The sequence below is a fragment of the Mycobacterium sp. 1482292.6 genome, from assembly GCF_001672995.1.
GTDB classification, from domain to species: Bacteria; Actinomycetota; Actinomycetes; order Mycobacteriales; family Mycobacteriaceae; genus Mycobacterium; species Mycobacterium europaeum_A.
This window is the reverse complement of the sequence record NZ_LZKV01000254.1, coordinates 75,014-99,028: the sequence shown is the minus strand read 5'-3', so window position 1 is coordinate 99,028 and position 24,015 is coordinate 75,014. Positions and strand designations below refer to the sequence as shown.

General features: G+C 68.6%; 15 protein-coding genes. 11 read left to right on the top strand and 4 right to left on the bottom strand.

Annotation, left to right across the window (positions count from 1 at the left end; all coding sequences use genetic code 11):
* Positions 1-51 precede the first annotated feature (51 nt).
* Positions 52-1,122 (bottom strand): PirG, encoded by a 1,071-nt coding sequence (locus A5624_RS25970; protein ID WP_197508039.1) that lies wholly within the window; start codon positions 1,120-1,122, stop codon positions 52-54.
* Positions 1,123-1,374: 252 nt separating this feature from the next.
* On the opposite strand from A5624_RS25970, the gene glf reads away from it, so the two are divergent.
* The 11 genes from glf (at position 1,375) to A5624_RS25915 (ending at position 20,770) form a co-directional block, all read left to right on the top strand.
* Positions 1,375-2,583, top strand: a complete 1,209-nt coding sequence (gene glf / locus A5624_RS25965) for a UDP-galactopyranose mutase (protein WP_066873119.1) — start codon at positions 1,375-1,377, stop codon at positions 2,581-2,583.
* Positions 2,583-4,469: a glycosyltransferase gene (locus A5624_RS25960; RefSeq protein WP_066873112.1), complete on the top strand. Its 1,887-nt coding sequence runs from the start codon at positions 2,583-2,585 to the stop codon at positions 4,467-4,469. Before glf ends, A5624_RS25960 begins: the two co-directional genes overlap by 1 nt.
* Positions 4,462-4,998 carry a phosphatase PAP2 family protein gene (locus A5624_RS25955; protein WP_197497877.1) on the top strand — a complete coding sequence of 179 codons (537 nt, stop codon included), beginning with the start codon at positions 4,462-4,464 and terminating at the stop codon, positions 4,996-4,998. The genes A5624_RS25960 and A5624_RS25955 overlap by 8 nt, the downstream gene beginning before the upstream one ends.
* Positions 4,991-5,899: a decaprenyl-phosphate phosphoribosyltransferase gene (locus tag A5624_RS25950; RefSeq protein WP_066873110.1), complete on the top strand. Its 909-nt coding sequence runs from the start codon at positions 4,991-4,993 to the stop codon at positions 5,897-5,899. The genes A5624_RS25955 and A5624_RS25950 overlap by 8 nt, the downstream gene beginning before the upstream one ends.
* Positions 5,886-7,859, top strand: coding sequence for a terminal beta-(1->2)-arabinofuranosyltransferase (gene aftB, locus A5624_RS25945; protein WP_304441856.1), 1,974 nt, complete (start codon positions 5,886-5,888; stop codon positions 7,857-7,859). The genes A5624_RS25950 and aftB overlap by 14 nt, the downstream gene beginning before the upstream one ends.
* A gap of 342 nt (positions 7,860-8,201) precedes the next feature.
* Positions 8,202-9,245 (top strand): diacylglycerol acyltransferase/mycolyltransferase Ag85A, encoded by a 1,044-nt coding sequence (gene ag85A / locus A5624_RS25940; protein WP_066873104.1) that lies wholly within the window; start codon positions 8,202-8,204, stop codon positions 9,243-9,245.
* A 150-nt stretch (positions 9,246-9,395) separates the two neighbouring features.
* Positions 9,396-10,307: an esterase family protein gene (locus tag A5624_RS25935; protein ID WP_066873101.1), complete on the top strand. Its 912-nt coding sequence runs from the start codon at positions 9,396-9,398 to the stop codon at positions 10,305-10,307.
* A gap of 276 nt (positions 10,308-10,583) precedes the next feature.
* Positions 10,584-11,594: a cutinase family protein gene (locus A5624_RS25930; protein ID WP_066873099.1), complete on the top strand. Its 1,011-nt coding sequence runs from the start codon at positions 10,584-10,586 to the stop codon at positions 11,592-11,594.
* Between the two features lie 326 nt (positions 11,595-11,920).
* Positions 11,921-13,819, top strand: coding sequence for a long-chain-fatty-acid--AMP ligase FadD32 (fadD32, locus tag A5624_RS25925; protein ID WP_066873097.1), 1,899 nt, complete (start codon positions 11,921-11,923; stop codon positions 13,817-13,819).
* A gap of 91 nt (positions 13,820-13,910) precedes the next feature.
* Positions 13,911-19,196, top strand: coding sequence for a polyketide synthase Pks13 (gene pks13, locus A5624_RS25920; protein ID WP_369827527.1), 5,286 nt, complete (start codon positions 13,911-13,913; stop codon positions 19,194-19,196).
* A gap of 8 nt (positions 19,197-19,204) precedes the next feature.
* Positions 19,205-20,770 (top strand): acyl-CoA carboxylase subunit beta, encoded by a 1,566-nt coding sequence (locus A5624_RS25915; RefSeq protein WP_156748756.1) that lies wholly within the window; start codon positions 19,205-19,207, stop codon positions 20,768-20,770.
* 71 nt (positions 20,771-20,841) lie between these two features.
* On the opposite strand, the gene A5624_RS25910 is transcribed toward A5624_RS25915, so the two are convergent.
* From A5624_RS25910 to A5624_RS25900, 3 genes are all read right to left on the bottom strand, one after another.
* Positions 20,842-22,623 carry an acyl-CoA dehydrogenase family protein gene (locus A5624_RS25910; protein ID WP_066873090.1) on the bottom strand — a complete coding sequence of 594 codons (1,782 nt, stop codon included), beginning with the start codon at positions 22,621-22,623 and terminating at the stop codon, positions 20,842-20,844.
* Between the two features lie 199 nt (positions 22,624-22,822).
* Positions 22,823-23,272 (bottom strand): FHA domain-containing protein, encoded by a 450-nt coding sequence (locus tag A5624_RS25905; RefSeq protein WP_066873087.1) that lies wholly within the window; start codon positions 23,270-23,272, stop codon positions 22,823-22,825.
* 120 nt (positions 23,273-23,392) lie between these two features.
* On the bottom strand, positions 23,393-23,908 hold the full coding sequence (locus A5624_RS25900) for a hypothetical protein (protein WP_066873084.1): 516 nt from the start codon (positions 23,906-23,908) through the stop codon (positions 23,393-23,395).
* Positions 23,909-24,015 lie beyond the last annotated feature (107 nt).

Here is a 24,015-nt window from a genome sequence, read left to right as displayed (position 1 = left end):
CGGCACCGCAGATATTTCTGCGGTGCCGTCTTGTGGAGGGTTTGTAAAGGACTAGACCGGGGGCAGCGCCGGTACCGCACCGGCGGCCGCCGGCAACGCGCCGGCCGCGCCCGCGGCGGCGGGAAGAGCGCCCGCGGCCGCACCCGGTAGGGCACCCGCGGCACCCGGGAGGGCACCCGCGGCACCCGGCAGAGCGCCCGCGGCACCCGGTAGGGCACCCGCGGCACCCGGCAGAGCACCCGCAGCGCCCGGCAGAGCACCCGCGCCACCGTGCATACCCTGCGTGATGGCCGGCATCACCAAGCCCTTGAGCAGGTCGATCGCCTGGCCGGCACCCAGCTGGTTGGCGGCTTGCATCACGTCGTTGACCAGACCGCCACTGGCACCGCCGGTGCCCGATCCGCCGCCCAGGCCGGTGCCGCCGCCGATCGGCGACGCGTTACCGAAGGTCGACGGGTCGCCCAGGATCGGGTAGGTACCACCGGCGCCCGGGTCCAACCCGGCCCCGGAGTCGATCGGCACCTCGCTCGGCGACACCGCCGGCCCACCCAGGCCCGGCGAAACTCCGGCCGGGCTGGTCAGTCCGGGATTGGACAGCGCCGGGTTGAGCCCGGCACCCGGAGTCGCGACACCGCCACCGGGGGTGGTGGGCAACGCGCCGGGAGCGGTGAGTCCGGGCGTCAATGGCGCCGCACCGGGGCTCGTCAGGCCCGGGCTCGTCAAGCCGGGGCTGGCCAGACCGGGACTGGTCAAGCCGGGGCTGGCCAGGCCGGGGCTGGTCGCGCCCGGATTGGTCAGGCCCGTCGTCCCCAGTCCGGGGGTCCCGAGGCCCGGAGTGCCCAGGCCGGGGCTGGCGAGACCCGGCGTGGCGGTCGCGCCCCCGTTCAGCGCCGGTATCGGGGGCATGTTGATCCCGAATTGCGACAGCCCCTGCGACAGGGCGCCCATCAGCTCACCGGGCAGGTCGCTCATCACCGCGGCCTGCTTGAACTCGTGGTGCTCGGGCGCCTTGTTGCCGGCGGTCGACTCGTAGACAAGGAAGTATGCGCAAGGACTCGCCACTGCCAGGGCGGCAACCGCGCTCATGGCTGTTGAGAGCTTGCGTCGGCGTCGGTTCGGCACGGAAGTCTCCTCTATCTGACTATGTGTTGTGTCGGCGCGTCCCGCCGGTCCTAGCTGGTGGGAATCACACAAAGTCGATGGTACGAGTGGTGATCCTGTTACTAGAGTGGTGATATTGAATCGTGAGGCAATTGCGACCCCGACTGTGATCGCGGATCCGTGGCGCCATTAACGGCGTCGTCACAAGCCGAGCCCGCCGCATGGCCTCGCCAAATGGGTTAGGGCCACGCGGTCGGATACCCTAAGCAACCGATGACCGCTCGTTTCGATCTTTTCGTCGTCGGCTCTGGATTCTTCGGACTGACCATTGCCGAGCGCGTGGCTACCCAGCTCGGGAAGCGCGTACTTGTCGTGGACCGCCGCCCGCACATCGGCGGCAACGCCTACTCAGAAGCCGAGCCGACCACCGGCATCGAGGTGCACAAGTACGGCGCCCACCTGTTCCACACCTCCAACAAGAGGGTGTGGGACTACGTGCGGCAGTTCACCGAGTTCACCGACTACCGCCACCGCGTCTTCGCGATGCACAACGGGCAGGCCTACCAGTTCCCGATGGGGCTCGGCCTGGTGTCGCAGTTCTTCGGCAAGTACTTCACCCCCGACGAGGCGCGCCGGCTCATCGCCGAGCAGGCCGCCGAGATCGACACGGCCGACGCGCAGAACCTCGAGGAGAAGGCGATCTCGCTGATCGGCCGCCCGCTCTACGAGGCCTTCGTCAAGGGTTACACCGCCAAGCAGTGGCAGACCGACCCCAAGGAGCTGCCGGCCGCCAACATCACCCGGCTGCCGGTGCGCTACACCTTCGACAACCGCTACTTTTCCGACACCTACGAGGGGCTGCCCGTCGACGGTTACACGGCCTGGCTGCGCAACATGGCCGCCGACGACCGCATCGAGGTCAGGCTGGACACGGACTGGTTCGACGTGCGCGACCGACTGCGCGCGGACAGCCCCGACGCGCCGGTCGTCTACACCGGGCCGCTGGACCGCTACTTCGACTACGCCGAGGGCCGGCTGGGCTGGCGCACGCTGGATTTCGAGCTGGAAGTGCTGCCCATCGGGGATTTCCAGGGCACACCGGTGATGAACTACAACGACCCCGATGTGCCCTACACCCGCATCCACGAGTTCCGTCACTTCCACACCGAGCGCGACTATCCGACCGACAAGACCGTGATCATGCGCGAGTACTCGCGCTTCGCCGAGGACGACGACGAGCCCTACTATCCGATCAACACCGAGTCCGACCGCGCCCTGCTGGCCGCCTACCGGGCCAGGGCGAAGGCCGAGACCGCGTCGTCCAAAGTGCTGTTCGGCGGCCGGCTGGGCACCTACCAATACCTGGATATGCACATGGCCATCGCCAGCGCCTTGAGCATGTACGACAACGTTCTCGCGCCGCACCTGCGTGACGGCGCATCCCTGACGGAAGCCCAGAACAAAGAGGAAGGCGCGCGCTAATGTCCGCCGTGAGCCTGCTGTCCCGGATCATCCTGCCGCGTCCCGGCGAGCCGCTCGACGTGCGCAAGCTCTACCTGGAGGAGTCGACGACGAACGCCCGGCGCGCGCACGCGACCAGCCGTACGTCGTTGGAGATCGGCAAAGAGTCCGAGGTGTCGTTCGCCACCTACTTCAACGCGTTCCCGGCCAGCTACTGGCGGCGCTGGTCGATCTGTCAGTCCGTGGTGCTGCGGGTCGAGCTGACCGGAACCGGGCGCGTCGACGTCTACCGCACCAAGGCCACCGGGGTGCGAATCTCGGTGCAGGGCCGCCAATTCGTCGGCACCGACGAGCAGCCGGCCGTCGTCGAGATCGAGGTGCCGCTGCGGCCGTTCGAGGACGGCGGCTGGATCTGGTTCGACATCACCACCGACACCGCGGTCAACCTCATCAGCGGCGGCTGGTACGCGACCGAGCCCGCGCCGGGCACGGCCAACATCGCCGTCGGCATCCCCACCTTCAACCGCCCCGCCGACTGCGTCAACGCGCTGGCCGACCTCACCGCGGATCCCTTGGTGGACAAGGTGATCGGTGCGGTCATCGTCCCCGACCAGGGCACCCGCAAGGTGCGCGACCACCCGGACTTCGCCGCAGCGGCCGCGGGCCTGGGCAGCCGGCTGTCCATTCACGACCAGCCCAACCTCGGCGGTTCCGGCGGCTACAGCCGGGTGATGTACGAGGCGCTGAAAAACACCGACTGCCAACAGATCCTGTTCATGGACGACGACATCCGCATCGAGCCGGACACGATCCTGCGGGTGCTGGCGCTCAACCGGTTCGCCAAGACGCCCACGCTGATCGGCGGGCAGATGCTCAACCTGCAGGAGCCGTCACACCTGCACATCATGGGCGAGGTCGTCAACCAGGCGAACTTCATGTGGACCGCCGCGCCGCACGCCGAGTACGACCACGACTTCGCCAAGTTCCCGTTGAACGACAAGAACGATCGCAGCGCGCTGCTGCACCGGCGCATCGACGTCGACTTCAACGGCTGGTGGACGTGCATGATCCCGCGGCAGGTCGCCGAGGAGCTGGGCCAGCCGCTGCCGCTGTTCATCAAGTGGGACGACGCCGAATACGGTCTGCGCGCCGGCGAGCACGGCTACCCGACGGTCACGCTGCCCGGCGCCGCGATCTGGCACATGGCCTGGAGCGACAAGGACGACGCCATCGACTGGCAGGCCTACTTCCACCTGCGCAACCGGCTGGTGGTGGCGGCGCTGCACTGGGAGGGTGACATCACCGGCCTGGTCCGCAGCCACCTCAAGGCGACCTTGAAACACCTTGCCTGCCTTGAGTATTCGACGGTCGCCATTCAGAACAGGGCCATCGACGACTTCCTCGCCGGCCCGGAGCACATCTTCTCGATCCTGGAATCGGGTCTGCCGGAAGTGCATCGGCTGCGCAAGGAATACCCGGACGCCGTCGTGCTGCCGGCGGCCAGCGAATTGCCGGCGCCGTCGCACAAGACCAAGGCGATGAAGCCGCCGGTGAACCCGGTCTCGATCAGCTACCGGCTGGCCCGCGGCATCCTGCACAACATGACCAAGGCCGACACCGAATCCCACATCCGGCCCGAGTTCAACGTGCCCACCCAGGATGCGCGCTGGTTCCGGCTGTGCACGGTCGACGGCGTGACGGTCACCACGGCGGACGGCTGTGGCGTGGTCTACCGGCAGCGGGACCGGCGAAAGATGTTCTCGCTCTTGTTCGCATCGCTGCGCCGTCAGCGTCAGTTGCTCAGCCGCTTCGACGAGATGCGCCGGGTGTACCGCGACGCCCTGCCGGTGTTGTCCAGCAAGCAGAAGTGGGAGACGGCGTTGCTGCCAGCTGCAGAACATGCATGAGGCCGCCGCTGCACAGGCGCCCCGCGGCGAGGTGGCCGCGCTGGTCGCCGTCCAGGCGGCGCTGAGCGACCGTCCCGGGGCGCTCCCCACCGCCCGAGCGCTGTCCCACTTCGGCGAGCACAGTCTCGGCTGGGTGGTCGTCGCCGCGCTCGGCGCGCTGCTGTCACCGAAGCGGCGCCGCGACTGGCTGGTGGCCGGGGCCGGCGCGTTCGCCGCGCACGCCGCCGCCGTCGTCGTCAAGCGGATCGTGCGCCGCAAGCGGCCGCATGATCCCGCCGTCGCGGTGAACGTCGGCACGCCCAGCCAGCTGAGTTTCCCGTCCGCACATGCCACTTCGACCACCGCCGCGGCCATCCTGATGGGCCGGACCACCGGCCTGCCGCTGCCCGCGGTCCTGGTGCCCCCGATGGCCTTGTCGCGGATGCTGCTGGGCGTGCACTACCCCAGCGACGTCGCCTTCGGCATCGCCCTGGGCGCCGTCGTTGCGGCGCTCGCGCGCCGTGCACGAGAGGTGTGGCTGGATGAGTGAGGACGTCGTGACCCGGCCGCCGGGCAACCTGATCACCGGGGTGATCAAGGCGATCCGGCCCCGCCAGTGGGTGAAGAACGTCTTGGTGCTGGCCGCACCGGTGGCCGGGCTGGGCAGCGGCATACGGTACGACTACGGGCAGATGCTCACCCAGGTGGGGCTGGCGTTCGTGGTGTTCAGCCTGGGGGCGTCGTCGGTGTATCTGGTCAACGACGTCCGCGACGTCGAGGCCGATCGCGAGCACCCCACCAAGAGATTCCGCCCGATCGCGGCGGGCGTGGTGCCCGAGTGGCTGGCCTACCTCCTGGCGGTGCTGCTGGGTGCGGCCTCGCTGGGCATCGCATGGCTGGTGACGCCGAACCTGGCGCTGGTGATGGCCATCTACCTCGCCATGCAGCTGGCGTACTGCTTCGGCCTCAAACACCAAGCGGTGCTTGACATTTGCATCGTGTCGTCGGCATACCTGCTGCGCGCCATCGCCGGCGGCGTGGCGACGGAAATCCCACTGTCCCAATGGTTCCTGCTGTCGGCCGCGTTCGCGTCGCTGTTCATGGTGGCCGGCAAGCGCTACGCCGAGCTGCAGGTCGCCGAGCGCACCGGCGCCAAGATCCGCAAGTCGCTGGAGAGCTACACCAGCACCTATCTGCGATTCGTCTGGACGATGTCGGCGACCGCGGTGGTGATCTGCTACGGCCTGTGGGCGTTCGAGCGCGACCACCACTCGGGGTCCTGGTACGCGGTGTCGCTGGTCCCGTTCACCATCGCGATCCTGCGCTACGCGGTCGACGTCGACGGCGGCCTGGCCGGTGAACCCGAAGACATCGCGCTGCGGGACCGGGTGCTGCAGCTGCTGTTCCTGGCGTGGATCGCGACAGTCGGAGCCGCCGTTGCCTTCGGTTAGCCCCGAACTGCAGGCTCTCAAAGCGCGCATGATGCGCAGCCGGCCGGTGCTCAGGCGGCCCGGCTGGCCCGTGTTTCCGTACACCACCATGGTGCGGGTCAGCCTGTGGATCAGCGTGGCGGTGGTCGCCGTGCTGTTCGGCTGGGGGAGCTGGCAGCGGCGGTGGATCGCCGATGACGGCCTCATCGTGTTGCGCACCGTGCGCAACCTGCTGGCGGGCAACGGCCCGGTGTTCAACCAGGGTGAGCGGGTAGAGGCCAACACCTCCACCGCCTGGACCTACCTGATGTACCTGGGGAGCTGGGTCGGCGGCCCGTTGCGCATGGAGTATGTGGCGCTCGCGCTGGCGCTGGTGCTTTCGGTGGCGGGCATAGCGCTGCTGATGCTGGGCGCCGCGCGGTTGTATGCGCCGAGCCTGCGCGGCCGCAAGGCGATCATGTTGCCCGCCGGTGCGCTCGTCTACATCGCGCTGCCGCCCGCGCGGGACTTCGCCACCTCCGGGCTGGAGAGCGGCCTGGCCCTGGCGTATCTCGGGTTGCTCTGGTGGATGATGGTCTGCTGGGCCCAGCCGGTGCGCAACCGCGCGGATAACAAGGTGTTCGCCGGCGCCCTGGCCTTCGTCGCCGGGTTCAGCGTGCTGGTGCGCCCGGAGCTGGCCCTCATGGGCGGCCTGGCGCTGATCATGATGCTGATCGCGGCCCGGACCTGGCGCCGCCGCGCATTGGTCGTGGTGGCCGGGGGCTTCGTCCCGGTCGCCTACGAGATCTTCCGGATGGGCTATTACGGCCTGCTGGTGCCCGGCACCGCGCTGGCCAAGGACGCGGCCGGGGACAAGTGGTCGCAGGGCATGATCTACCTGTTCAACTTCGACGCGCCCTACGCGGTGTGGATCCCCCTGGTCCTGCTGGTGCCGCTGGGGGCGCTGCTGTTCGCCGCGCGACGCCGGCCGTCGTTTCTGCGCCCCGCGCTGGCGCCCGACTACGGCCGCCTGGCCCGCGCCGTGCACAGCCCGCCGGCGGTGGTGGCGTGGGTGCTGGTCAGCGGTCTGCTGCAGGCCCTGTACTGGATCCGGCAAGGCGGCGACTTCATGCACGCGCGGGTGCTGCTGGCGCCGCTGTTCTGCCTGCTGGCTCCCGTCGCCGTCGTCCCGATCGCCATCCCCGACGGCCAGGACTATTCGCGGGAGACCGGTAACTGGGTCGCCGGCGCCGCGGGCGCGCTCTGGCTGGGACTGGCCGGATGGGCGCTGTGGGCGGCGAATTCGCCGGGCATGGGCGACGACGCCACCCACGTCACCTATTCCGGGATCGTCGACGAGCGCCGCTTCTATGCCCAGGCCACCGGTCACGCGCATCCGCTGACCGCCGCGGACTACCTGGGTTACCCACGGATGGCGGCCATCCTGACCGCCCTCAACAACACTCCCGACGGCGCGTTACTGCTGCCGTCGGGCAACTACATCCAATGGGACCTGGTGCCGCAGGCTCAGCCGGCGCCGGGTGATAAGTCACCGCAAAAACCGCAGCACGCCGTGTTTTTCACCAACCTCGGCATGGTGGGCATGAACGTCGGGCTCGACGTCCGGGTCATCGACCAGATCGGTTTGGCGAATCCGCTTGCGCAGCACACGGAACGGCTCAAGCACGGCCGCATCGGGCACGACAAGAACCTGTTTCCCGACTGGGTGATCGCCGACGGCCCCTGGGTGAAGGTGCCGCCGGGAATTCCGGGGTACCTGGATGCGCAGTGGGTCGCAGAGGCCGTCGCGGCGCTGCAGTGCCCCGACACGAAGGCGGTGCTCAGCTCGGTGCGCGCCCCGATGACCCCGCACCGATTCCTGTCCAATCTGGTGAATTCCTTCCGTTTCACCGGGTATCGGATCGATCGGGTGCCGCGCTACGAACTGGCGCGATGCGGGCTGCCGATACCCCCGGAGGCACCGCCTCCACCGCGCGAGTAAGCGTCGCGCAGAAGAAATTTCGGTACATCCCGAACAAATCACATCCCGCCCGCCGCGAAAAAATGCTAGCAACATCACAATTGGCCTCTCACCAGCTCGCAATGACGATCAAGCACATGTTGAAAGCGCGCCTCTTAGACACATGTTTTAATTGAAAACCGCTGGGTACGAGGGTTGCTCGGCGGTCGGCGCCGCCGCCTCGATGCGACCGAACGCCATAAGGTGTGGTTGACTACACGAGCACTGCCGCGCCTGTGCGCTGGCAGGTTCGATCCAATCAAGCAAGAAGCGCCCGATCGGTGCAATGCGCCGAGAGGCCGCAAGAAGGATGAGGAAGCAAGGATGACGCTTGTCGACAGATTGCGCGGCGCCGTGGCGGGTATGCCGCGCCGGCTCGTCGTGGCGGCCGCTGGTGCGGCGCTGCTCTCGGGCCTGATTGGCGCCGTCGGAGGCTCGGCGACCGCCGGGGCCTTCTCGCGCCCGGGTCTGCCGGTGGAGTACCTGCAGGTTCCGTCCGCCGGGATGGGCCGCGACATCAAGATCCAGTTCCAAAGCGGTGGCCCGAACTCCCCGGCGTTGTACCTGCTCGACGGTATGCGTGCGCAGGACGACTTCAACGGCTGGGACATCAACACCCCGGCGTTCGAGTGGTACAACCAGTCGGGCATCTCGACGGTCATGCCCGTCGGTGGTCAGTCCAGCTTCTACTCCGACTGGTACAAGCCCGCCTGCGGTAAGGCCGGCTGCGTCACCTACAAGTGGGAGACCTTCCTGACCACCGAGCTGCCGGCGTACCTGGAGAGCCAGAAGCAGGTCAAGTCCACCGGCAGCGCCGTGGTCGGCCTGTCGATGGCCGGTTCGTCCGCGCTGATCCTGGCCGCCTACCACCCGCAGCAGTTCATTTACGCCGGCTCGCTGTCGGCGCTGCTGGACCCGTCGCAGGGCATGGGCCCGTCGTTGATCGGCCTCGCCATGGGTGACGCCGGTGGCTACAAGGCCGCCGACATGTGGGGTCCGAAGGAAGACCCGGCCTGGGCGCGCAACGACCCGTCGCTGCAGGTTGGCAAGCTGGTCGCCAACAACACGCGCATCTGGGTGTACTGCGGTAACGGCAAGCCGTCCGACCTCGGTGGCGACAACCTGCCCGCCAAGTTCCTCGAGGGCTTCGTGCGGACGTCCAACCTGAAGTTCCAGGACGCCTACAACGGGGCCGGTGGCCACAACGCGGTGTGGAACTTCGACGCCAACGGCACCCACGACTGGCCCTACTGGGGCGCGCAGCTGCAGGCGATGAAGCCTGACCTGCAGTCGGTGCTGGGCGCCACCCCGGGTGCGGGTCCGGCCACAGCCGCCGCGACCAACGCCGGAAACGGCCAGGGCACCTAACCAACGCCAAGCAAGACGACCAGCGGCGGGAACCCTTCGGGGTTTCCGCCGCTGGCCGTTGGCGCCTGTGACGTGTTTCACTACCCCGCGGGCGGGGGAACTAAGCCGCTGGCTAATGTGCTTTCAGCGACTAGACGATGGAGGGTGGACATGACGGTCGGGCGGGGTATGTCAGCGCTGCTGCGGTTGTTCTGCGTAGCCGTACTCGCGGTCGGGTTGGCCTTCGCGCTGCAGCCCGCCGCAACCGTCGGCAAAGCCCGCGCGGCGGGCTACGAAAGCCTGATGGTTCCCTCGGCGGCGATGGGCCGCGACATCCCGGTGGCCTTCCTCGCCGGCGGACCGCATGCCGTCTACCTGCTGGACGCCTTCAACGCGGCCCCGGACGTGAGCAACTGGGTCACCGCCGGTAATGCGATGAACACCCTCGGCGGCAAGGGCATCTCGGTGGTAGCCCCGGCCGGCGGCGCCTGGAGCATGTACACCAACTGGGAGCAGGACGGCAGCAAGCAGTGGGACACCTTCCTGTCCAGCGAGCTGCCCGATTGGCTGGCCGCCAACAAGGGCCTCGCCCCCGGCGGCCACGCCGCCGTCGGCGCCTCGCAGGGCGGGTACGGCGCGATGGCGCTGGCCGCCTTCCACCCCGACCGCTTCGGCTTCGCCGGATCGCTGTCCGGGTTCCTCTACCCGTCGAGCACCAACTACAACGGCGCCATCCTGGCCGGCCTGCAGCAGTTCGGCGGCATCGACGGCAACGGCATGTGGGGCGCCCCGCAGCTGGGCCGCTGGAAGTGGCACGACCCCTACGTGCACGCCTCGTTGCTGGCGCAGAACAACACCCGGGTGTGGGTGTGGAGCCCGACCAACATGGGTGGTGACGACGCCGCCATGATCGGCCAGGCGGGCGCGGCGATGGGCAGTTCCCGGGAGTTCTATCAGCAGTACCGCAGCAACGGCGGACACAACGGCCACTTCGACTTCCCCGGCGGCGGCGGCAACGACTGGGGCTCGTGGTCGGGGCAGCTCGGCGCGATGTCGGGCGACATCGTGGGAGCCATTCGGTAGCGGCGATCGCGAGCGCGGCGACGCCGGGCGCTGCGGGTCGGCGCCTTTGGTGTAGCGGCGATCGCGAGCGCGGCGACGCCGGGCGCTGCGGGTCGGCGCCTTTGGTGTGGCGGCGATCGCGAGCGCGGCGACGCCGGGCGCTGCGGGTCGGCGCCATTGATGTAGCGCGTCGCTGCCCAAAAAGCGCATTCGGCAAAGCCGGTACCGTGTAGGGGGTGCAGCAGGGGTCGGGAGGACCGCGTAGCTGCGATCCACCGACTCTGCTGGCAGGAGAACATGGCTAAAAGCGCGCGGCGTAAGCGTCAACGCACCCTCGCTTGGATCGCCGCCCTGTCCGTGGCCGCCGTCGTCCTGTTGGGCATCCTGGCCGCTGTCACCCTGCTGCGCGGCCACAACTCCGAGCCCAGCGCGGTGCCGACCGGGGTGCTGCCTCCGTCGTCGACCACCACGCACCCGCACAAGCCGCGGCCCGCCTCGCAGGACGCGTCGTGCCCCGATGTGCTGCTGGTCAACGTGCCCGGCACGTGGGAGTCGGCGGTCGCGGACGACCCCGGCAATCCGACGCAATTCCCCAACGCGTTGCTGCACAAGGCGACCGCCAGCCTCACCCAGCAATTCCCGTCGTCGCGGCTGCAGGCCTACACCACCCCGTACACCGCGCAGTTCCACAACCCGCTGAGCGGCGACACCCAGATGTCCTACAACGCCAGCCGCGCCGAGGGCACCCGCGCCACCGTTCAGGCGATGACCGACATGAACACCAAATGCCCGCTGACCAGTTACGTGCTGATGGGCTTTTCGCAGGGCGCGGTGATCGCGGGTGACATCGCCAGCGATATCGGCAACGGCCGCGGACCCGTCGACGACGACCTGGTGCTCGGTGTGACATTGATCGCTGACGGCCGCCGCCAGATCGGCGTCGGCAACGACATCGGCCCCAACCCGCCGGGGCAGGGCGCCGAGGTCACCCTGCACGAGGTGCCCATCCTGTCCGGGATGGGCCTGACCATGACCGGCGCGCGCCCGGGTGGTTTCGGCGACCTCAACGACAAGACCAACGAGATCTGCGCGCCCGGCGACCTGATCTGCGCAGCTCCGGAGGAAGCTTTCAGCATCGCCAACCTGCCGGCCACGCTGAACACCTTGGCCGGCGGGGCCGGTCAGCCGGTGCACGCCCTGTACGCCACGACCCAGTGCTGGAGCATCGACGGGGCGCCGGCAACCGACTGGACGCTGAACTGGGCTCACGGCCTGATCGCAAATGCGCCACAACCAAAACACGGATGATCAACGGCGGTGGGACACAAGCCTCAGGTGGCGGTTGACGGTAGCGAACAGCGGTACCTTGTGATTTGGTCTGCCGTAGGCAGGCCCGTAACATTAAGAGGAATTTAAGAGCTATCGGACCTTCGTCGCGCACCCAGTCGGGGTCGATGGTGGCTGGGCTGGCACATGGCCGGCGTTGCCCATCGGGTGCCGTGCGAGGTCCGGCGCGCGTGCGTAGACATGTAACCGTCGGCTCAGCCGGCTGAAGAACGAAGCCGTCGGCGGAGCCGACCAAGGAACACAGCGTCGGCCGAGCCGACCGAAAACAGGTGCGACAGGAGAGCGGAATGCCCTACCACAACCCGTTCATCGTGAATGGAAAGATCAAGTTCCCGGACAACACCAACTTGGTCAAGCACGTTGAGAAATGGGCGAGGGTGCGTGGCGACAAGCTCGCCTACCGGTTCGTCGACTTCTCCACCGAACGCGACGGTGAATACCGCGACATCGTGTGGCGCGACTTCAGCGCCCGCAACCGGGCCGTGGGCGCCCGCCTGCAGCAGGTCACCCAGCCGGGCGACCGCATCGCCGTGCTCTGCCCGCAGAACCTCGACTACCTGATCGCGTTCTTCGGCGCCCTGTACGCCGGCCGGATCGCGGTCCCGTTGTTCGACCCCGCCGAGCCGGGTCACGTCGGGCGCCTGCACGCCGTCCTCGACGACTGCACCCCCTCGACGATCCTGACCACCACCGACGCCGCCGAGGGCGTCCGCAAGTTCATCCGCGCCCGGTCGGCCAAGGAACGGCCCCGCGTCATCGCCGTCGACGCCGTCCCCAACGAGGTCGCCGCGACGTGGGAGCCGCCGGAGGCCGACGAGGAGACCATCGCCTACCTGCAGTACACCTCCGGCTCCACCCGGACCCCGACCGGCGTGCAGATCACCCACCTCAACCTGCCCACCAACGTGTTGCAGGTGCTCAACGGGCTGGAAGGCAAGGAGGGCGACCGCGGCCTGTCCTGGCTGCCGTTCTTCCACGACATGGGGCTGATCACCGCGCTGCTCTCGCCGGTGCTGGGCCACAACTTCACCTTCATGACGCCGGCCGCCTTCGTGCGCCGGCCGGGCCGGTGGATCCGGGAGATGGCCCGCAAGCCCGAGGACGATCCCGACAGCGAGGTCTTCACCGTCGCGCCGAACTTCGCGTTCGAGCACGCGGCGGTGCGCGGGGTGCCCAAGGAGGGCGAGCCGCCGCTGGACCTGAGCAACGTCAAGGCCATCCTCAACGGCAGCGAGCCGGTGTCCCCGGCGTCGATGCGCAAGTTCTACGAGGCCTTCGCGCCGTACGGCCTGCGGGAGACCGCGATCAAGCCGTCCTACGGCCTCGCCGAGGCGACGCTGTTCGTCTCCACCACGCCGATGGACCAGGCGCCCACGGTCATCCACGTCGACCGTGACGAGCTGAACAAGCAGCGCTTCGTCGAGGTGCCCGCCGATTCACCCAAGGCCGTTCCGCAGGTTTCCGCCGGCATCATCGGCGTCGACGAATGGGCCGTCATCGTCGACCCGGAGACCGCGAGCGAGCTGCCGGACGGCCAGATCGGCGAGATCTGGCTGCACGGAAAGAACCTGGGCACCGGCTACTGGGGCAAGGAAGACGAGACCAACGACGTCTTCCGCAACATCCTCAAGTCGCGGATCAGCCAGTCGCACGCCGAGGGCGCCCCGGACGACGGCACCTGGGTCAAGACCGGCGACTACGGCACCTACCACAAGGGCCACCTCTACATCGCCGGCCGCATCAAGGACCTGGTCATCATCGACGGCCGCAACCACTACCCGCAGGACCTCGAGTACTCGGCGCAAGAGGCCAACAAGGCGCTGCGCACCGGCTACGTGGCCGCCTTCTCGGTGCCGGCCAACCAGCTGCCGAAGGAAGTCTTCGACAACCCGCACACCGGCATCAAGTACGACCCCGACGACGTCTCCGAGCAGCTGGTGATCGTCGCCGAGCGCGCGGCCGGCTCGCACAAGCTGGACTACCAGCCCATCGCCGACGACATCCGGGCGGCCATCGCCGTGCGCCACGGCGTGACGGTCCGCGACCTGCTGCTGGTGCAATCGGGCACGATCCCGCGCACCTCCAGCGGCAAGATCGGGCACCGCGCCTGCCGCGCGGCCTACCTCGACGGCAGTCTGCGAAGCGGCGTCGGTTCCCCGACGGCCTTCGCCAAGTCCACTGACTGAATCTCTGAGGACCATGGCTGACACTGAGCACCCCGAAAACGACACTCCGGGCGGGGAGGTGCCCGCCGCGCCCCCCGCTAAGGGGACCGACATGACCGTGCCCGAGATGCGCGAATGGCTGCGCAACTGGGTGGGCCGGGCCGTCGGGAAGCCTGCCGACGAGATCGACGAGTCGGTGCCGATGGTCGAACTCGGCCTGGCGTCGCGCGACGCCGTGGCCATGGCCGCCGACATCGAGGACCTGACCGGGGTCACCCTGTCGGTCGCGGTCGCCTTCCAGCACCCGACCATCGAATCGCTGGCCACCCGCATCGTCGAGGGCGAGCCCGAGGTGGCCGACGACGAGCTCGACGGCGCCGACTGGACGCGCACCGGTCCCGCCGAGCGCGTCGACATCGCGATCGTGGGCCTGGCGACCCGGTTGCCCGGCGACATGAACTCCCCGGACGAGACGTGGACGGCGCTGATGGAGGGCCGCGACGCGATCACCGACCTGCCCGAGGGCCGCTGGTCGGAATTCCTCGAGGAGCCGCGCATCGCCGAGCGGGTCAGCACCGCGCGCACCCGGGGCGGGTACCTGAAGGACATCAAGGGCTTCGACTCGGAGTTCTTCGCCGTCGCCAAGACCGAGGCCGACAACATCGACCCGCAGCAGCGGATGGCGCTGGAGCTCACCTGGGAGGCGCTCGAGCACGCCCGCATCCCGGCGTCGAGCCTGCGCGGCGAGGCGGTCGGCGTGTACGTCGGCTTCTCCAACAACGACTACCAATTCCTGGCGGTGTCGGACCCGACGGTCGCGCACCCCTACGCGATCACCGGAACGGCCAGCTCGATCATCGCCAACCGGGTGTCCTACTTCTACGACTTCCGCGGTCCCTCGGTGGCGCTGGACACCGCCTGCTCGAGCTCGCTGGTGGCGACGCACCAGGCGGTGCAGGCGCTGCGCAACGGCGAATGCGACGTGGCCGTCGCGGGCGGTGTCAACGCGCTGCTCACCCCGCTGGTGACGCTCGGTTTCGACGAGATCGGCGCGGTGCTTTCTCCCGACGGCCGGATCAAGTCGTTCTCCTCGGACGCCGACGGCTACACCCGCTCCGAGGGCGGCGGCATGTTCGTGCTCAAGCGGGTCGACGACGCCCGCCGCGACGGCGACCAGATCCTGGCCGTCATCGCCGGTAGCGCGGTCAACCACGACGGCCGGTCCAACGGGCTGATCGCCCCCAACCAGGACGCCCAGGCCGAGGTGCTGCGCCGGGCGTACAAGGACGCCGGAATCGACCCGCGCACCGTCGACTACATCGAGGCGCACGGCACCGGCACCGTCCTGGGCGACCCGATCGAGGCCGAGGCGCTGGGCCGCGTCGTCGGGCGCGGCCGCCCGGCCGACCGCCCGGCGTTGCTGGGCGCGGTGAAAACCAATGTGGGACACCTGGAGTCAGCGGCCGGTGCGGCCAGCCTGGCCAAGGTGGTGCTGGCGCTGCAGCACGACAAGCTGCCGCCGTCGATCAACTTCGCCGGCCCGAGCCCCTACATCGACTTCGACGGCATGCGCTTGAAAGTCGTTGACACCGCGAGCGATTGGCCGCGATACGGCGGCTACGCGCTGGCCGGGGTGTCCAGCTTCGGCTTCGGTGGGGCCAACGCGCACCTGGTCGTGCGCGAGGTGTTGCCCCGCGACGTGATCGAACGCGAGCCCGAGCCGCAGGCCGAGGTCATCGCTCCGGCGGCCGCCGGCGAAGACCCCGCCGAGGCGCCCACGCTGGAAAGCCACTCGCTGCGGTTCGACGACTTCGGCAACATCATCCCCGACGCCTCGGAGGCCGTGGAGGAAGAATACGAGCTGCCCGGCCTCACCGACGAGGCGCTGCGCCTCAAAGCGATCGCGGCCGAAGAGCTTGCCGCGCAAGAGGAATCGGAACCGACCAAGCCGCTGATCCCGCTCGCGGTGTCGGGATTTTTGACCTCGCGCAAGAAGGCCGCCGCCGCCGAGCTCGCGGACTGGATGGAAAGTCCGGAAGGCCAGGCGTCGTCGCTGGAATCGATCGGCCGGGCGCTGTCGCGGCGCAACCACGGCCGCTCGCGCGCGGTGGTGCTGGCCCACGACCACGAAGAGGCCATCAAGGGCCTGCGGGCGGTCGCCGAGGGCAAGCAGAAGCCCAACGTGTTCAGCACCGACGGGCCGGTCACCAGCGGCCCGGTCTGGGCGATGGCCGGTTTCGGTGCGCAGCACCGCAAGATGGGCAAGAACCTGTATCTGCGCAACGAGGTCTTCGCCGAATGGATTGAGAAGGTCGATGCGCTGATCCAGGACGAGCGGGGTTACTCGGTGCTCGAGCTGATCCTCGACGACTCCCACGAGTACGGCATCGAGACCTCCAACGTCGTCATCTTCGCGATCCAGATCGCGCTGGGCGAGCTGCTCAAGCACCACGGCGCCAAACCCGCTGCGGTGATTGGCCAGTCGCTCGGCGAGCCCGCGTCGGCCTACTTCGCCGGCGGCCTGTCGCTGCCCGACGCGGCCCGCGTGATCGCGTCACGCTCGCACCTGATGGGCGAGGGCGAGGCCATGCTGTTCGGCGAATACATCCGCCTGATGGCGCTCGTCGAGTACTCCGCCGACGAGCTCAAAACCGTGTTCGGCGACTTCCCCGGTCTGGAGGTGTGCGTCTACGCCGCGCCCAGTCAGACCGTGATCGGCGGTCCGCCCGAGCAGATCGACGCCATCGTCGCCCGCGCCGAGGCCGAGGGCCGCTTCGCCCGCAAGCTGCAGACCAAGGGCGCCGGGCACACCTCGCAGATGGACCCGCTGCTCGGGGAGTTCTCCGCGGAGCTGCAGGGCATCGCGCCGATGAGCCCGACCGTCGGCATCTTCTCGACGGTGCACGAGGGCAGCTACATCAAACCCGGCGGCGAGCCGATCCACGACGTCGCCTACTGGGTCAAGGGAATGCGGCACTCGGTCTACTTCACCCACGGCGTGCGCAACGCCGTGGACAGCGGCCACACCACCTTCCTGGAGCTCGCGCCCAACCCGGTGGCGCTGATGCAGATCGGCCTGACCACCGCCGCCGCGGGATTGCATGATGCCCAACTGATTCCGACGCTGGCCAAAAAGCAGGACGACGTCGAGTCGATGATCTCGGCCATGGCCCAGCTCTACGTCCACGGTCATGATCTGGACATCCGCACGCTGTTCACCCGTGCCCAAGGGCCAGAGGACTACGCGAACATCCCGCTGACCAAGTTCAAGCGCAAAGAGCACTGGCTGGACGTGCACTTCTCCGGCGACGGCTCGGTGATCATGCCGGGCACCCACGTCGCGCTGCCGGACGGGCGCCACGTCTGGGAGTACGCGCCGCGCAACGGCGAGACGGACCTGGCCGCGTTGGTGAAATCCGCTGCGAAACAAGTCCTTTCGGACGCGCAGCTGGTGGCGTCCGAGCAGCGCGCGGTGCCCGGCGCCGGCGCGCGGCTGGTGACGACCATGACCCGGCACCCGGGTGGCGCCTCGGTCCAGGTGCACGCCCGCATCGACGAGTCCTTCACCCTGGTCTACGACGCGCTGGTGTCGCGGGCCGGTCAGAGCGTGGCGGCGTTGCCCACCGCGGTGGGCGCCGGTGCGGCCATCGCCGCGCCGACCACGACCGCCGCGGTCGAGGCGCCCGAGGCGCCGGCCGAGGACGCCGACGCCGAGACGCTGTCGGACAGCCTGACTAACCGCTACCTGCCGTCCAGCGTGGGCCGCTGGTCACCGGATTCCGGCGAGACCGTCGGCGAGCGGCTGGGGCTGATCGTCTCGGCGGCCATGGGCTACGAGCCCGAGGACCTGCCGTGGGAGGTGCCGCTGATCGAGCTGGGCCTGGACTCGCTGATGGCGGTGCGGATCAAGAACCGCGTCGAATACGACTTCGACCTGCCGCCAATCCAATTGACGGCCGTGCGCGACGCCAACCTGTACGCCATCGAGAAGCTGATCGAGTACGCGGTCGAGCACCGCGACGAGGTCGAGCAGCTACACGAGCACCAGAAGACGCAGACGCCCGAGGAGATCGCCAGGGAGCAGGCCCAATTGCTCAGCGGGGCCACGCCGACGACGGCCGCCGCACCGGCGCCGGACCCGCAGGCCGAGCCCCAGACGCAGCCCGAACCACCGCCGTCGGACGCCACCATCCCGCCGCCTCCGACGGACCCGTCGGGCCCGAAGGGCGCGGCGACCAACGGTGCGAAGCCGGACCTGGCCGCGGCGCTCAGCCAGGAGGCGGTCGCCAAGGCGCTGAATTCCGATGTGCCGCCGCGCGACGCCGCCGAGCGGGTCACCTTCGCCACCTGGGCGATCGTGACCGGCAAGTCGCCGGGCGGCATCTTCAACCCGCTGCCCAAGCTCGACGAGGACACCGCGGCCAAGATGGCGCAGCGGCTCTCCGAGCGCGCCGAGGGTGACGTCACCGCCGAGGACGTCCTGACGTCGGACACCATCGAGGCGCTGGCCGAAAAGGTGCGTCAGTACCTGGAGGCCGGGCAGATCGACGGCTTCGTCCGCACGCTGCGGGCGGCGCGCCCCGAGGGCAGCTCCAAGCCGCCGGTGTTCGTGTTCCATCCGGCCGGCGGGTCGACCGTCGTCTACGAGCCGCTGCTGAACCGGCTGCCCGCGGATACGCCGATGTACGGGTTCGAGCGCGTGGAGGGCACCGTCCAGGAGCGGGCCGCCCAGTACGTGCCGAAGCTGTTGGAGATGAACGCGGGCAAGCCGTTCATCCTGGCCGGGTGGTCGCTCGGCGGCGCGCTGGCCTACGCGTGCGCGATCGGTCTGAAGCGCGCGGGCGAGGACGTGCGCTTCGTCGGGATGATCGACACCGTGCGCGCCGGCGAGGAGATCCCCCAGACGCAGGAGGAGACCCGCAAGCGCTGGGACCGGTACGCGAAGTTCGCCGAGCGCACCTTCAACGTCGAGATTCCGGCGATCCCCTACGAGCAGCTCGAGGAGCTCGACGACGAGGGCCAGGTCAAGTTCGTGCTGGACATCGTCCAGCAGAGCGGTGTGCAGATCCCCGGCGGCATCGTCGAGCACCAGCGGACGTCCTACCTGGACAACCGGGCGCTCGAGACCGTCCAGATCGAGCCGTACGACGGCCACGTCACCCTGTACATGGCCGACCGCTACCACGACGACGTCATCGAGTTCGAGCCGCGATATGCGATCCGCCAGCCCGACGGCGGCTGGGGCGAGTACGTGGCCGACCTCGAGGTGGTGCCGATCGGCGGCGAGCACATCCAGGCCATCGACGAACCGATCATCGGCAAGGTCGGTGCTCACCTCTCCGACGTGCTGAATAAGGTGGAGGCCGAAACCAGTCAGACGAGTGAGGTAGGCAAATAGTGACGGAGATGGCGCCGGCTCCCATTCAGCACACCACCGCCGAGAAGCTGGCCGAGCTCTACCGTCGCTTGGAATTGGCCAAAGAGCCGGGCGGTGAGAAGGCCGTCGCCAAGCGCGACAAGAAGGGCATCCCCAGCGCCCGCGCCCGGGTGCACGCGCTGGTCGATCCCGGCACCTTCCTCGAGACCGGGGCGTTGGCCAAGACGCCCAACGACCCGAACGCGCTCTACGGCGACGGCTGCGTCACCGGCCACGCCATGATCGACGGCCGGCCGGTCGGGGTGTTCTCCCACGACCAGACCGTGTTCCAGGGCACCGTCGGCGAGATGTTCGGCCGCAAGGTCGCCCGCCTGATGGAGTGGTGCGCGATGGTCGGCTGCCCGATCATCGGCATCCAGGACTCGGGCGGCGCCCGCATCCAAGACGCCGTCACCTCGCTGGCGTGGTACGCCGAGCTGGGCCGCCGCCACGAGGCTTTGAGCGGTCTGGTGCCGCAGATCTCGCTGATCTTCGGCAAATGCGCTGGGGGAGCGGTGTATTCGCCGATCCAGGACGACCTGCTGGTCTCGGTGCGTGACCAGGGGTACTTCTTCGTCACCGGGCCCGACGTCATCCGGGAGGTCACCGGTGAGGACGTCACCCTCGACGAGCTCGGCGGCTCGGATGCGCAGGCCCGCAACGGCAACATCCACCAGGTGGTGAACTCCGAGGCCGAGGCGTTCCAGTACGTCCGCGACTTCCTGTCGTTCCTGCCGTCGAGCGCCGTCAGCGAGCCCCCGATCGTCAACCCCGGCCTCGAGCCGGAGACCACCCCGACCGATCTCGAGCTCGACTCGATCGTGCCGGACTCGGACAACATGGCCTACGACATGCACGAGATCCTGCTGCGGATCTTCGACGACGGCGACTTCCTCGACGTCGCCGCGCAGCACGGGCCGGCCATCATCACCGGGTTCGCCCGGATCGACGGGCGCCCGGTCGGCGTGATCGCCAACCAGCCCATGTACCTGTCCGGGTCGATCGACAACGAGGCCTCCGACAAGGCGGCGCGGTTCATCCGGTTCTGCGACGCGTTCAACATCCCGCTGGTGTTCGTGGTGGACACGCCCGGCTTCCTGCCCGGTGCCGAGCAGGAGAAGAACGGCATCATCAAGCGCGGCGGCCGGTTCCTGTACTCGGTCGTGGAGGCCGACGTGCCGAAGGTGACCATCACGGTCCGCAAGTCGTACGGTGGCGCCTACGCCGTGATGGGATCCCGGCAGCTGACCGCGGACTTCAACTTCGCCTGGCCGACCGCGCGCATCGCGGTGATCGGCGCCGAGGGGGCCGCGCAGCTGCTGATGAAGCGGTTCCCCGATCCCACCACCCCCGAGGCGCAGCAGATCAAGAAGGACTTCATCGAGGGCTACAACCTCAACATGGCGATCCCCTGGACCGCCGCCGAACGCGGATTCATCGACGCGGTCATCGACCCGCACGAGACCCGGCTGCTGCTGCGCAAGTCAATGAAACTGTTGCGGGACAAGCAATTATGGTTCCGCACGGCCCGTAAGCACGGGCTCATCCCGATCTAGGCCTCGAGCCTCAACGCGAGCAGACGCAAAAGCACCCAAAAACGCTCATTTTGAGGCGTTTTCGCGTGCTTTTATGTCTGCTCGGCGGCGAATGCGCCGTCAACCAGTTCGTCGAAGCGCTCCAGCGCCTCGTCGGAGTCGGCGTCGATGCCGCGCAGCGCCCCGCGATCGGCGAGATAGCGCTGCGCGTACAGACCCGCGACGAGCGCCTTGCGCTCACCGCCCCGGGTCGCGCGCTCCCACGCGGCCTGCTCGATCAGCAGGGCGCCGGCATAGACGTCGCCCATGAATTGGGCCAGCGGGAACAGCCGGGCCTCGGCCGTCTGCCTGTCGAGTTTGGTCCAGGCGGTGATCGCCGCGTCCAGGTCCTCGATCCGCCCGGCGACCAGCCGGGTGGTTTCGCCATCGTCGGCGACCGACACCGCGTCGCGCAGCCGCGCCAGCAGCGTCTCGTGCGCGCGGCTCTGCTCGATCCCGCGCCGCACGTCCAGACACAGAATGTTGTCCGGCCCCTCCCAGATGGTGTTCACTTGCGCGTCGCGCAGCAGCCGCGCCACCGGCCAGGTCTCGATATAGCCGTTGCCGCCGTGGATTTCAATCGCGTCCGAGGCCGCGGTGATCCCCAGCCGGCACACCCTGAGCTTGGTGACCGGCACGGCGATGCGCTGCCGCATGCTGCGCGGCTGACGATGGTTGGTGGCGCCGGTACCGTCGAACACCAGCGCCTGCGCCGCCTCGACGTCGACGATCAGCTCGGCGAGCTTGCGCCGCATCAGTGGCTTGTCGATCAGCGCGCCGCCGAACGCCCGGCGTTGCCGGGCGTAACACAGCGATTCCACCAGGGCGCGCCGCGCGTTACCGAGCGCGAACAACGCGATGCCCAGGCGCGCGGCGTTGGTCAGCTCCATCATGCGTCCCAGGCCCTTGCCGTCGGACGGCCCAGCGGCGTCGGTGGGCTCGCCGGACAGCAAAAACGCTTCGGCGTCGACGAATTCGACCTCGCCGGAGGCCACCGAGCGGGTGCCCAGCTTGTCCTTCAGCCGTCGCACCCGCACGCCGTTGCGGGATCCGTCGCGGCGGGTGCGCAGCACCAGGAAGTTGGCGACGCCGCGCGAAGAATCCGGTGCGCCTTCGGGTTTCGCCAAGACGACGAACGCCTGCCCGGCGCAGTTGGACGCGAACCACTTGAAGCCGTTCAACAACCACGCGTCACCGACGCGCCGGGCGGTGGTCTCCAGCGCGCCCAGATCGGAGCCGCCGGTGCGTTCGGTCAGCAGCTGCGCCGTCTCGCCGGCCCACTCGCCGGAGGCGAATTTGGCCGCCACGTGCTCGGCCACGTCGGGCGGCGCGTAGGCGGCCACCAGCGACTGGACCATGCCGCCGCCGGTGCCCAGCGCGCAGCCCATGCCGATATCGGCTTGGTTCAGCAGGTAATTCGAGGCGAACATGGTTAGCGACGAGCTCATCTTCGCCTCGCGCGCTTCGGTGCGCAGCGCCCGCTGGGCGTCCAGGACCGCCCGCTTGGATTGCGTGAAGGAGGCCGGCATGACCACCTCGCTGATGTCATGACCCCACCGGTCGTAGCGCTGCAGCCGCGGGGGGTTGCGATCCGTCTCCTCGGCCCAGCGCGCCACCGGCCCGCCCATCAGCTCCCCGATGCGGGTCAAATGGCGTTCGGCCAGCGCGAGTTCGTCCGGCTCGAGGTAGTAGGCCATGGTGAACTGCAGCGTGGGATCGGTGAGGTACCAGTTGAGTCCCACCGCGCCGCCGTAATTCTCCGTCGCGTAGCGCTGCGATTTCTCGTCGGTGGAAAACGGCAGCCGGTCCACCGCCTCTAGGGCGTAGTCGCTCATGGGTCAGACGCTACGCGCCGGGCCGGTCGTCAGGCAGTAGCCCGCAAGCGGGCGCCGCGGGCGATTCGGGTCAATATGATCCGGCCACTGGTGCCGAACCGCACGGAAATGATTCGGCCGGAACTGAATTCGCCGATGCGTACCCGGATGACGTCGGCACTGTGCCCGGGGTCAGCGGTCACGAATCCCCTCGTCGCTGTTACGTCGGCTGGGCGGTGAGGAAGATCAGCCTGAAGTTGCCGACCTGGAGCACGTCGCCGTTGGTCAGCACCGCGGAGTCGACGGCGGCACGGTTGAGGTAGGTGCCGTTGAGGCTGCCGAGATCGACGACGCGGAATTCGCCGTTCTCGGAGTGGAATTCGGCGTGCCTGCGGCTGACCGTGATGTCGTCGAGAAAGATGTCGCTGGCCGGATGCCGGCCCGCGTTCATGACCGGCTGGTTCAACACGAATCTCGCCCCGACGTTGGGGCCCCGCTTCACGACGAGCATGGCCGAACCGCGGTCCAAGTCCGCCGCCGCCTCGGCGACGGCCGATGACATGTCGACGTCGTCGCGGGCGTCGGCGCGCAGCAAGGAACCCATGTCGCCGGTGGCATCATCGGCCGCGGCGATTCGCTGCTGGCTTGTGTCCCTGTGCGACGCCGACACCGCTCCCTCCCCAGATTTCCTCGGATACTCCCATCGCAACATTTGACTCAAACGTCAAAATAGGGCCGGAAGTCCCCGCTTCACCCGCTCGCCCGGCGCCACCGCGCGGGCGCGCGGCGGCTAGGACCGCACCGGCACCACGAACTCGGACGTATAGAACTCCGCCGGGTTCTGGGAGTTCGCATTAGGCCGCTCGATAATCACCCACACGCCGGTCGTGCCCGGCCGAATGGTGTCAGCAACGGTCGCCGTTGCGTTTCCTGCCCCGTCGGTGACCATGCTGGTAAATGCGGTTCCCGGGTCACCGGGGCCGCAGGTCGATGAGGACGGACGGGGTTCTTCGATGAGGCCGACGTCGAATTGCGCGCCCGGTTCGGGCGCGTCGACCAGGTGCACCTCGGCGACCGCCCTGGATCCGCTGGTGCGGACGATGGCCGAACCGGTGCCGAGCATCGGGCCGGGTACTTTGGGGGCGATGCTGATCTTGCTGAAGTCGCATCGCCGCAGATACGTGTCGAAAACGACGGTCGTGCCGCCGCCCTCGGCGGACGCGGTGCCGACGGCCGAAGCCGCGGCGGGGGTGATGACCGCGGTGGCCGCGGCCGCGCAGGTTCCCAGGCGTGTCAGTGTGTGCATTCGGCCACCTCGCTCCGCGGTGTGAACTGGATCACAGCGGAATGAGTATTCACCCGAGATTGGCGGTATTAAACCTTTGCCCGGTAATTACCCGGGCGTTAATTCAT